This window comes from Denitratisoma oestradiolicum (assembly GCF_902813185.1).
Taxonomy (GTDB): domain Bacteria; phylum Pseudomonadota; class Gammaproteobacteria; order Burkholderiales; family Rhodocyclaceae; genus Denitratisoma; species Denitratisoma oestradiolicum.
This window is the reverse complement of the sequence record NZ_LR778301.1, coordinates 599,781-611,610: the sequence shown is the minus strand read 5'-3', so window position 1 is coordinate 611,610 and position 11,830 is coordinate 599,781. Positions and strand designations below refer to the sequence as shown.

The 11,830-nt window shown below is 66.7% G+C and carries 7 protein-coding genes; 4 read left to right on the top strand and 3 right to left on the bottom strand.

Going from position 1 to position 11,830, the window contains the following annotated elements; genetic code table 11:
• Window positions 1-18: 18 nt before the first annotated feature.
• The 3 genes from DENOEST_RS02960 to glnE form a co-directional block, all read right to left on the bottom strand.
• Window positions 19-978, bottom strand: a complete 960-nt coding sequence (locus tag DENOEST_RS02960; protein ID WP_332068212.1) for a tRNA dihydrouridine synthase — start codon at window positions 976-978, stop codon at window positions 19-21.
• Window positions 979-985: 7 nt separating this feature from the next.
• Window positions 986-2,224: a bifunctional glutamate N-acetyltransferase/amino-acid acetyltransferase ArgJ gene (gene argJ / locus DENOEST_RS02955; protein ID WP_145769926.1), complete on the bottom strand. Its 1,239-nt coding sequence runs from the start codon at window positions 2,222-2,224 to the stop codon at window positions 986-988.
• Window positions 2,225-2,365: 141 nt separating this feature from the next.
• Entirely contained in the window at window positions 2,366-5,029 is a 2,664-nt protein-coding gene (gene glnE, locus DENOEST_RS02950) for a bifunctional [glutamate--ammonia ligase]-adenylyl-L-tyrosine phosphorylase/[glutamate--ammonia-ligase] adenylyltransferase (protein ID WP_145769925.1), read from the bottom strand.
• Window positions 5,030-5,102: 73 nt separating this feature from the next.
• On the opposite strand from glnE, the gene DENOEST_RS02945 reads away from it, so the two are divergent.
• The 4 genes from DENOEST_RS02945 (at window position 5,103) to tldD (ending at window position 11,724) form a co-directional block, all read left to right on the top strand.
• Complete coding sequence (locus DENOEST_RS02945; RefSeq protein ID WP_170228123.1) at window positions 5,103-8,966, top strand: YhdP family protein; 3,864 nt, start codon at window positions 5,103-5,105, stop codon at window positions 8,964-8,966.
• A gap of 157 nt (window positions 8,967-9,123) precedes the next feature.
• A complete protein-coding gene (locus tag DENOEST_RS02940; protein WP_145769923.1) occupies window positions 9,124-9,921 on the top strand; it encodes a carbon-nitrogen hydrolase family protein in 798 nt (265 codons plus the stop codon).
• A gap of 11 nt (window positions 9,922-9,932) precedes the next feature.
• The gene (locus DENOEST_RS02935) at window positions 9,933-10,283 is read left to right on the top strand and encodes an EthD domain-containing protein (RefSeq protein WP_145769922.1); all 351 of its coding nucleotides are present in this window, start codon (window positions 9,933-9,935) and stop codon (window positions 10,281-10,283) included.
• Window position 10,284: 1 nt separating this feature from the next.
• Window positions 10,285-11,724 carry a metalloprotease TldD gene (gene tldD, locus DENOEST_RS02930; protein ID WP_145769921.1) on the top strand — a complete coding sequence of 480 codons (1,440 nt, stop codon included), beginning with the start codon at window positions 10,285-10,287 and terminating at the stop codon, window positions 11,722-11,724.
• The last annotated feature ends 106 nt before the right edge of the window (window positions 11,725-11,830 follow it).

The window sequence follows — 11,830 nt, the reverse complement described above, 5'->3', positions numbered from 1 at the left end:
CGGTAGCGGGGTGCGACCTCAACCTCCTGAGGTCGCGAAGTGGCGCGTAAGCACCGGCGAAACTTCCTGGGCGGTGCGTAAGGGGCGCAGGGCCTTGAACAGTTGCTCGGCCTGGGGATGGGCCCGGCGCATCATGCCCAGCCATTGCTTGAGTCGCCCCGGGGACTGGGTCGGCAGGACTTTCTGCTGCACCTGGGTCCAGAAGTCGGCGATCATTTCCTTGAGGATCGGCCAGTCGGCGGCGGGATCGGCGGCGCCCCCGGCGCGGATACGTCTTGCCAGCAGCGGGTCGGCCACCGCGCCGCGCCCCAGCATCACGTCGTCGCAGCCCGTGGCGGCGCGGATCGCCCGATAGTCGGCCAGAGTCCATACCTCGCCGTTGGCGATGACCGGCAACCGGACCGCCCCCCGGATCGCGGCTACCCATTCCCAACGGGCCGGCGGCCGGTAGCCGTCGGCCTTGGTTCGGGCATGCACCACCAGTTCCTGAACACCGCCTTGCTCCAGGGCCCGGGCGCAATCCAGGGCCCGGTGGGTATCGCGGATGCCGAGACGCATCTTGGCCGTCACCGGAATCTCCTCGGGCACGGCAGCTCGCACTGCCATCGCGATCTGGTGCAACAGTCCGGGCTCTTCCAGCAGCGCCGCGCCGCCGCCCTTGCGGTTGACCAGGGGGGCGGGACAGCCGAAGTTGAGATCGATGCCGGCGGGCTTCAGGCGCGCCACCTGGGCGGCGTTGGCCGCCAGCAGATCAGGATCGGAGCCAAGCAGTTGAACCCGCACCGGCGTTCCGGCCCGGGTGCGGGATGCCCGGGTCAGTTCCGGGCTGACCCGGGTGAAGGCGGAGGGGGGCAGCACCGTGGTGCTGACGCGGACGAACTCGGTAACGCACCAGTCGTAGCCTCCCGCCCGAGTCAGCACGTCCCGCAGGATGTCGTCCGCCAGCCCTTCCATGGGGGCCAGGATCAGGCGGGACACGGGAGCGTCAGCTGCGGTAGTCGGCGTTGATCTTCACGTAGTCGTAGGACAGGTCGCAGGTCCACACAGTGGCCTGTGCCTCGCCCCGGCCCAGGTGTACCCGCACGGTGATCTCGGCCGCCTGCATGATGCGGGAGCCGGTTTCCTCCGTGTAGCCGGCGGCGCGGCCGCCATGTTCGGAGACCAGCGCTTCCTCGCCGTTACTGGCCAGCCAGATGCGGCTGCCGGCCACGTCCAGGTCCTCGATGCCGGCATAGCCCACGGCGGCCTGGATGCGGCCCAGGTTGGGGTCCGAGGCGAAGAAGGCGGTCTTCACCAGGGGCGAGTGGCCGATGGCATAGGCCACCTGGCGGCATTCCTCGATGGTCCTGCCTCCTTCCACGGCGATGGTGATGAACTTGGTGGCGCCCTCGCCGTCGCGGACGATGGCCTGGGCCAGCTCCCGGGCCACCTCGATGACGGCGGCCTTCAGCGCCGGCCAGCGGGCGTCGCCGGCATCGCTCACCTCCACGCCGGACTTGCCGGTGGCGATGAGGATGAAGGAGTCGTTGGTGGAGGTGTCGCCATCCACGGTGATGGCGTTGAAGGAGTGGTCGGCCGCTTCCTTCACCAGGCTGTTCAGCAGGGCCGGAGCGATACCGGCGTCGGTGGCGACGAAGCCCAGCATGGTGGCCATGTTGGGGCGGATCATGCCGGCGCCCTTGGAGATGCCGGTGATGGTGACGCGCTGACCGCCGATCTGGACCCGGCGCGAGGCGGCCTTGGCCACGGTGTCGGTGGTCATGATGGCGTGGGCGGCGGCATGCCAGCCATCGGCCTTCAGGTCCGCCTGGCAGGCGGCAAGGCCCGCCAGCACCCGTTCGGCGGGCAGCAGTTCGAGGATCACGCCAGTGGAAAAGGGCAGCACCTGGCGCGGTGCGATGCCCAGGGTCTCGGCCACGCCATGGCAGGTGGCCTCGGCGGCGGCCATGCCCGGCGCGCCGGTGCCGGCATTGGCGATGCCGGTGTTGATCACCAGGGCGCGGATGTCGCTGCCGGCGGCCAGATGCTGACGGCACAGGGTCACCGGCGCGGCGCAGAAGCGGTTCTTGGTGAACACGCCGGCAGCCCGGGCGCCTTCGTCGAGGGCGATCAGGGTCAGGTCGCGGCGGTCCTTCTTGCGGATACCCGCCTCGGCGACGCCGAGACGGACACCTGCCACGGGGTGGAGTTGGGAAGCGGCGGGAGTGGAGTAATTGACGGGCATGGCAGTAGGCAATGAGTAATCGGAACGATGCGGGAGACGCTGATTAATTCAATTCCGTCATTCCGGCGAAAGCCGGAATCCAGGAAAATCAACGAACTGGACCCCGGCTTTTGCCGGGGCGACGAATAAACCTGTGTTTCCCTATCGATCGAATACTACACGCCACAATCCGCATACCGCCTCGATCTGAGGAAGCACGCTGATCCGCTCCACCCGGCTCTTCTGGTTGTTGAGGCGCAGGGCGTGTTGCAGGCGGCGGTATTCCCGGTAGGCGTCGCGCACGGTCTCGGCCCGCTCCGCCGGGATCAGGCCCAGGCCGGCGGCAATGCGCAACAGGGCGATGTTGCCCAGGTTGCCGCACAGTTCGGGATGCACATGGGCGTGGCCCAGCACCAGATACTGGACCAGGAACTCCACGTCGATCAGGCCACCGGGGTCCTGCTTCAGATTGAACAGATGCTCCACCTCATCGCCCTTGGTGGCGTGGGCGTCGTACATGCGCTGGCGCATGGCCAGCACGTCTTCCCGCAGCTTTTCCGGGTCCCGCTTCTGGCGCAGGATCTCGATGCGGATCTGCTCGAACTTCTCGCCCACGGCCTTGTCGCCGGCGGAAAAGCGCGCACGGGTCAGGGCCTGATGCTCCCAGGGCCAGGCATTCTCCAGTTGATATTGGCGGAAGGAATCCAGGCTCACCACCGGCAGACCGGAATCACCGTTGGGGCGCAGCCGCAGGTCGGTCTCGAACAGCATGCCGGCCGGGGTCTGGGCCGAGAGCCAGGTGGACAAGCGGGTGGCCAGGCGGGAATAGATGCGGCCGGCATCGGGGTCCTCGTCCTCGAAGAGATAGACCATGTCCAGGTCGGAGGCATACCCCAGTTCCTTGCCCCCCAGCTTGCCGTAACTGATGACGGCGAACTTCGGCGCGTCCCGGTGGCGGGTGGCGAGTTTTTTCCAGGCGAAGCGCAGGGCCTTGTCCACCATGATGTCGGCCAGCTCGGAAAGATGGTCCGAGAGTTTTTCCAGTTGCAAGAGGCCCGAGATGTCCTGGGTCAGCAGGCGGAAGACCTGGGCGTGGTGGGCCTCCCGCAGCAGGTCCATCTGCCGTTCGGTATCCGGCTCCACCTCCTCCAGGCGCTGTTCCAGTTCGGCGCGGAAACCAACCCAGTCCTGGGGCGTATCCAGCAGCCGGGCATCGAGCAGTTCGTCGAGCAGGATGGGATGTTGCTGCAGGTACTGGGCCGCCCAACTGGAGCTGCCCATCAACTGTGCCACCTTGCCAAGGGCCTGGGGATACTGTTGCAACAGGGCCAGATAGGCGGCCCGGCGGGAAACTGCCTCCAGCAGGTCCAGCAGCCGGGTCAGGGTTTCGTCCGGGTTGGGCAGCGCGGCCGCCGCCGCCAGCGCACGGGGCACCAGGGCATCGAAGCGCTCCCGGATGCCCTGGGCCATCTGCCGATAACGGCCCCCGGCATGGAGGGCGGCCAGCCGCTCGGCGGCCGCTTCCGGCTCGCGAAAACCCAGGCTGGCGAACGCCTCCACGGCCCGCTCGCCAGCCCCCTGCCAGAGCCGGTCCAGGTCATGGCCGTCCCGGTTGGGATCGGCGAAGACGGCCTCGAAATGCTGGGAGACGGTTTCCCGGTGGGCATCCAGTTCCGCCAGCAGGGCCTGGTAGCAGACATAACCCTTGGCCCGGGCGACGAGGTCCTGGTCCTCGGACTTGTCGGGCAGGCGATGGGTCTGGGCGTCGTCCAGATATTGCAGGCGATGCTCCAGGCGGCGCAGAAATCGGTAGGCGGCGGCCAGTTCCTGGGCACCGGCCAGGCTCAGGATGCCCCGCTCGGCCAGCAAGGGCAACACATGCAGGGTGGGTTTGATCTGGAGCGGCCGGTCCCGCCCGCCCCGGATCAACTGGAATACCTGGGCGATGAACTCGATCTCGCGGATGCCGCCCGGCCCCAGCTTGATATGGTTGGCCATGTCCTTCTTGGCCACCTCGCGCCGGATCTGGGCGTGAAGATCGCGCATGGCGTTGATGGCGCCGAAGTCCAGATACTTGCGGAAGACGAAGGGGCGCCGGATGGCTTCCAATTCCTCCCAGCGCTGCCCGGTCATGGGGCGGGCCTTGATCCAGGCGTAGCGCTCCCATTCCCGGCCCTGGGTGATGAAGTAGTTCTCCAGCATCTCGAAGGAGCAGACCAGGGGCCCGGAATCGCCATTGGGCCGCAGCCGCATGTCCACCCGGAATACCTGGCCGTCCCCGGTGACTTCGGCGATGGCGCTGATCAACTGGCGTCCCAGGCGGGAAAAGAACTCGAAATTGGAAATGACACGTTCCCCGTCGGTCTCGCCATCGTCGGGATAGACGAAGATCAGATCGATGTCGGAGGAGACATTGAGCTCCCGCCCTCCCAGCTTGCCCATGCCGATCACGATCAGTTGCTGGTGCTCGCCCCGTGCGTTGCGAGGCGCGCCATAGCGGGCCTCCAGACCGGTGCCGATGACTTCCAGGGCCTTGGCCACTGCCAGATCTGCGATCAGCGTCATGGTCTCGGTGACTTCCTCCAGGGGTGCCAGGCCCGCCAGATCCCGCAGGCCCACCCAGGCATAGGCCCATTGCTTGAAGTGGCGCAGGGCCGGCTTCAGGCTGTCCTCAGTCAGGGACTGGGCCGCCAGGTGATCCGCCAGGGCAACCCGGTCAGGCGCCTGCCCCAGGCGCCGGGAAATGTCCGCTTCCAACGCGGGGCGGGCCTCGACCAGGCGGGCGAGATAGCGGGAGTAGGGCAACACATTGTCGAGGGCGGTCATGATCGGTCGGTTAAAATCCGGAAGCTTTCAATTCCCACCCATTCTAACGGGCGCCCGTCCTGCCCAACCCTTCATGCCCCCTGCCGCTCCCCGCGCCGCCGCTGTCCTGCCGCACCCCTCCCCCTGGCCGCGCCTCGGCAGGCGGATCGCCCTCTGGCTGGCGGGCCTGCTCTGCCTGGGCTGGAGCCTGATCTATCTGACCCTGCACTTTTTGGTGCTGCCCCGGATCGCCGACTACCGGGGCGAGGTGGAACGACAAGCCTCGGCCGCCCTGGGGCAACCCGTCACCATCGCCCACCTCGCCGCCGACTGGGAATGGCTGCGCCCCCGTTTCCATGTGGACGGGGTGCGGATACTGAACCCAGCCGGCCGGCCGGTGCTGGAACTGGATCAGGTGGACGCCGTGGTGGGCTGGACCTCCCTGCTGTTGCTGGAGCCCCGCTTTCATCGCCTGGAACTGGAGGCGCCCCGGCTGGATGTGCGGCGGGATGCCACCGGCCGGCTGTTCGTGGCTGGCCTGGCGGTATCCACCCAGCGCGAAGAGCGCGGCGTGGGCGACTGGCTGCTGTCCCAGAACCATATCGTGGTGCGCCATGCCTGGGTCAGTTGGAATGACGAACAACGCCGTGCCCCCCTGCTGACCCTGGACAATCTGAACCTGAACCTGCAAAACGACCTGGGCCATCACCGTTTCGGCTTTACCGCCGAACCGCCCCGCGCCATGGCGGCCCGGCTGGATATCCGCGGCGATCTGCGAGGGCGACGCCTGAGCCAGCTTGAGGACTGGGAAGGCCAGCTTTATGCCGAACTGGACTACACCGATCTGGCGGCGTGGCGGGCCTGGGTGGATTACCCCCTGGAACTGCCCCGGGGTCGGGGTGGTTTGCGGCTCTGGCTGGATCGGGAGCAGTCGCAGCCAGTGGGCCTGACCGCCGATGTGTCCCTGGCCGATGTGGAGGCCCGGCTGGCGCCGAACCTGCCGATGCTGGAATTGGAAAGACTGAGCGGCCGGTTCACGGCCCGGCGGCTGGCCGATGGCTTCGAACTGAGCACCAGGGCGCTGGCTCTGCGGACCCGCAACGGCATTGAGCTGCCGGCCACGGACCTGCGCCTCGACTGGCAAGCCAGGGAGGGGGCATTCACCGCCAATGAGTTGAACCTGGGGCTACTGGGACGGCTGGCCGATTACCTCCCACTGCCGCCGAAGCTTAGAACCTCCCTGACCGCCTACGCCCCCCGGGGGCACTTCAGCGGGATCAAGCTGGACTGGCATGGTCGGCAGCAGGCCTTCGAGCAGTTCAACATCAAGGGCCGCTTCACCAACGTGGCCCTGGCCGCCCAGGAAGTCATACCGGGCATGGAAGGTATTTCGGGCCGCATCGAGGGCAACGAGAAGAGCGGCATTTTCGAACTGGGAAGCCAGGGTGGTGCCCTGGACTTCCCGAGCGTGTTCGCCGAATCCCGCATCCCCCTGGAGTCCCTTGAGGCCCGGGGCGGCTGGCGCGCCGAGGGGGTCAATACCGAGATTCAGCTCAGCCAGATCAAGCTGCGCAACCGGGATGCGGAAGGCCAGGTGTCGGGGCGCTATCTGCACAAACCGGGGCAGTTGGGGGAGATTGACCTGGATGCCCGTTTCAGCCGGGCCGAAGCCACTGCGGTATGGCGCTACATGCCCCGGGTAGTCAGCACCGACGTGGCCCTGTGGCTGAAGGAGGCGCTCCGCGGCGGCCGGGCCAGCGAGGCGACCCTCAAGCTCAAGGGCGATCTGAATCATTTCCCCTTCGCCAAGGGCGGGGGCATCTTCCGTATTCAGGGCAAGTTCCATGGCGGCAGCCTGAAGTACGCCCCCGACTGGCCCCAGATCGACGACATCACCGGCAACCTGCTGTTCGAGGGTGTCCGGATGAACATAGAGGCCAGCCAGGGCCGCAGTCTGGGTGCCGCCCTGGGGTCCGTGAAAGCCGAGATTGCCGATCTGTCAGCCCCGGAGGAACGGCTCGTGATCAAGGGCCAGGCCAGGGGCGCCACCTCCCAGTTCCTCCAGTTCATCGAGTCCAGCCCCGTGGCGGGCTGGATCGAGCATGCCACCGCCGATATGGCCGCCACCGGCACTGGAGAGCTGGACCTGAACCTCACCCTGCCCTTGCGTCAATTGAGCACCAGCCAGGTCCAGGGAGGTTATCGTTTCGATGCCAACCGTCTGCTTCCCGACCCGGCCATGCCGGCCCTGGAGGATGTCCGGGGACGACTCGAATTCACACACCACGGCATTGCCGCCCGCGCCCTGCGTGCCCGCATTCTGGGTGGCCCCGCCACCATCGACATCGCTACGGGCAACGACGGCCAGGTGGCGGTGGATGCCCGGGGCGATGTCAATGGCGTCCAGTTGCGCCAGCAGTTCCCCGGCCAACCCCTGCTGGACCATCTCTCCGGTGGCGCCCGCTGGACGGGCACGGTACGCATCAAGGGCCGGGGCGCGGAACTACGCCTGGTCTCGGATCTGAAAGGCCTCACCTCCAGCCTGCCGGAACCCTTCAACAAGCCGGCCACCGAGGCCCGATCCCTGGTGTTCGAGCGCAAGCCGATACCCGCATCGACCGTCTCTCCCTCCGACCATCCGGCACCGGGCAGGGACCAGATCGAACTGAGCCTGGGCAAGACCTTGCAGATGCAATTGCAGCGCCGGACCGAGGGCGGGATAAGCACCGTGGAACGGGGCCTGATCAGGATCGGAGATATCCCCGCCCGGCTTCCCGACCACGGCACCCTGCTGGCTGTGGGGCTACCCCGCTTCGACCTGGATTTCTGGCGCCCAGCATCCAGCGCCAACGCACAGGGCAAGAGCGACAGCAACGGCCTGAATCTGACCAGCGCCGACCTGCGGGTGGATGAACTGGTAGCCTTCGGGCGCATCGTGCATGGACTGCGCCTGACCGGTCAGCGTCATGCCGGGCAATGGAGCGCCGACCTGAAGAGCAGCGAAATGCAGGGCCGACTGGAATGGCGGGAAGGAGGCGCCGGCCGGCTCTCCGGACGCCTGGCCCACTTCAGCCTGCCAGCGGCCATGAGCGGCAAGGTCGCCACGGACGACGCCGCCAAACTGGCCGACAGCCTCAGGGAGCTGCCGGACCTGGACCTGAGTTTCGACCATTTCGTCCATCACGAACGGGACCTGGGCGAGGTACGGATCAATGCGGAAAACAAGGGGGGCGACTGGCACACCAGGCTGTCCCTGCACAGCGAAGACGGCGACCTGAGCGGCCAGGGCCGCTGGCGGACCAGCGCCGAAGCGCCCAGCACCCGCTTCGACTTCAAGCTCAAGGCCAGGAGCGTCGAAAAGTTGCTCAACCGCATCGGCTATCCCGATGCGGTACGCCGGGGCAGCGCCAATCTGGAGGGCAACCTGAGCTGGAGCGGCCCCCCCTTCGCGATCGATTACCCCTCCCTCTCAGGCGGTCTCAGAGTCAAGGCCCAGGACGGCCAGTTCAACAAGCTGGAGCCCGGCGCCGGACGCCTGCTGGGCATCCTCAGCCTGCAATCCCTGCCCCGGCGCATCACCCTGGACTTCCGCGACGTCTTCAGCGATGGTTTCGCCTTCGACGCCATCGAGGGCCAGGCCGGCGTCAGCCAGGGGGTGATGGAAACCCAGGATCTGGAAATCCGCGGTCCCTCGGCCCGGGTCGCCATGCAGGGCCGGGTGAATCTGGTCCAGGAGACCCAGAATCTGCTGGTGCGGGTGCAACCGGCCCTGGGAGAAACCATCACCACCGGCGTGCTCCTGGCCAACCCGGCCACCGGCGCCGCCTACTGGCTCGCCAACAAGCTCTTCGGCGGCCCCCTGGACAAGGTCTTCGCCTTCGAATACGCCATCACCGGCTCCTGGGCCGATCCCAAGGTGGAAAAAGTGGGTGAACCAAAGTTGAAAGAAGGGCAATGAACCATACTTGGCTTCCACGAAAAGCCCCGCCCCTATCGAGCGGAGCCGGCGCGGGCCGCCGGGCCGCCCCAAGGCCCGCGCAACCAACAACATGGAGCCGCATAGCGGCGAACCATCGTCACCCCCTTCCTCGGGAAGGGGGGCGGGGGGCGGGTTCATGAAAATAGCGGCCATCCAGATGATTTCCGGGCCGGAGGTGGGGCCGAATTTGCAGACGGCCCGGCGTCTGCTGGAACAGGCGGCGACCCAGGGCGCCCGGCTGGCGGTGCTGCCGGAGTATTTCCCGCTGATCGGCGCCAGCGATGCCGACCGGCTGGCGGCCCGGGAAAGGCAAGGGGCGGGGCCAATCCAGGAATTCATCGCCACCACGGCACGGGACCTGGGCCTGTGGCTGGTGGCGGGCTCCATTCCCCTGATGGCCGACGACCCCGCCAAGCTGCGCAACAGCAGTCTGGTCTATGACGACCTGGGCCATTGCGTCGCCCGCTACGACAAGATCCACCTGTTCGGTTTCCGCAAGGGCCAGGAGATTTATGACGAAGCCGCCACCATCGAGCCAGGCAGTCAGCCGGTGGCGGTGGACACGCCGCTGGGGCGGATGGGTCTTTCCATCTGCTACGACCTGCGCTTCCCGGAACTCTATCGCCGCCTCGGCATGCTGGACCTGATCGTGGTGCCGGCGGCCTTTACCGAAACCACCGGCCGCGCTCACTGGGAACTGTTGTTGCGGGCCCGGGCCGTGGAAAACCAGTGCTACGTCCTGGCCGCTGCCCAGGGAGGACGCCACCCCAATGGGCGCATGACCCACGGCAACAGTATGATTGTGGATCCCTGGGGCGAAGTGCTGGCCCGCCTGGACAAGGGCGAAGGCGTGATCACGGCCGAACTGGACCCAAACCGCATCGCAGAAGTGCGCGCCAGCCTGCCGGCCCTGACCCATCGCAAACTCGATTAAGAGGCTTAACAATGTTCAAGGCCATTGGCTTACTCAAACGCAAGTCCGGAATCTCCCGCCAGGACTTCATCAGCTACTACGAAAATCAGCACGCCCCCCTGGTTCTGCGGTTGATGCCGGAAGTGCTGGATTACCGACGCAACTTCCTGCCCCAAGAGGAGTCCGATCTTCTGGGGTACGATTCGTTGACCGAGTTCTGGTTCGCCGACCGGGCGGCCTATGAAGCCGGCCTTGCCCGCTTTGAAGATCCCCATGTGTTTGCCGAACTGGCGGCCGACGAGGAAAACTTTCTCGACCGCAGCCGTACCCGCATGTTTCCCGTGGATGAACGCTGCTCCAAGACCCTGCTAAACGACTGTTGATATGACCGCCACCCCCTACGCTACCGCTGAACGCTGCCTGCTGGCGCCTTACGACCTGAGCCCCCGCAAGCTGGAGACCGTTTTCGGCCAACTCTTCGGTCACAAGGTCGATTACGCCGACCTTTATTTTCAGTACGCCCGCTCCGAGGGCTGGAGTCTGGAGGAAGGCATCGTCAAGTCCGGCAGCTTCAACATCGACCAGGGGGTGGGAGTGCGGGCCGTGGCTGGGGAGAAAACCGCCTTCGCCTATTCCGATGAAATCAGTCTGCCGGCCCTCAACGCGGCGGCCGGGGCCACCCGTGCCATCGCTGCCTCGGGCGCGGAGAAGCTGGCGCCCCTGCTGAGCCATCGGCAAACCCCGGCCCTATATCTGGCCGACGACCCCATTGCGTCCCTCTCCGATATCGAAAAGGTTCGCCTGCTGGAGCGGCTGGAAGGTTTCGCCCGGGCCGAGGATTCCCGGGTCAAGCAGGTGATGGCCCATCTGGCCGCCAGTTGGGAGGTGATCCTGGTGGCCCGATCCGATGGCCATCTGGCGGCCGACGTGCGGCCCCTGGTCCGGGTGTCCATCAGCGTCATCATGGAAGAGAAAGGCAAGCGGGAGCAGGGCTCCTCCGGCGGCGGCGGCCGCTTCGATTACACCTATTTCAGCGACGAGGTGCTGCGTGATTACGCCCGCCGCGCCGTCCATCAGGCCAGTGTGAATCTGTCCGCCCGTCCCGCCCCGGCCGGCACCATGACCGTGGTGCTGGGCAGCGGCTGGCCCGGCATCCTGCTTCACGAGGCCATTGGCCACGGACTGGAAGGGGACTTCAATCGCAAGGGCAGTTCGGCCTTTGCCGGCCGCGTCGGCCAGCAGGTGGCGGCAAAAGGCGTCACCGTGGTGGACGACGGCACCCTGGCCGATCGCCGGGGTTCCCTCTCGGTGGATGACGAGGGCAATCCCACCCGGCGCACGGTGCTGATCGAGGACGGCATCCTCCAGGGTTATCTCCAGGACAGCCTCAATGCCCGCCTGATGGGCGTGGCCCCCACCGGCAATGGTCGCCGGGAATCCTTCGCCCACCTGCCCCTGCCCCGGATGACCAACACCATCATGCTGGCCGGCGACAAGTCGCCGGAAGAGATCATCGCCTCGGTGAAGCATGGCCTCTATGCGGTCAATTTCGGCGGCGGACAGGTGGATATCACCAGCGGCAAGTTCGTCTTTTCCACCGCCGAGGCCTACATGATCGAGGATGGCCGGATCACCTATCCGGTCAAGGGCGCCACCCTGATCGGCAACGGCCCCGACGCCCTGACCCGGGTCTCCATGATCGGCAACGATCTGGCCCTGGACCCGGGTGTGGGCACCTGCGGCAAGGATGGGCAGAGCGTGCCGGTGGGCGTGGGGCAGCCCACGCTGCGCCTGGACGGACTCACGGTGGGCGGCACGGGGTAAAGCGCCCCCCTTCGCCCCCCTCCGGGGGGTTCGATATGGTTCGCTTTGCTCGATATTACGGGGCGCTCCGTGGTGGTCACCGAGGGGTTGCGGCTGGCGCCGCGTG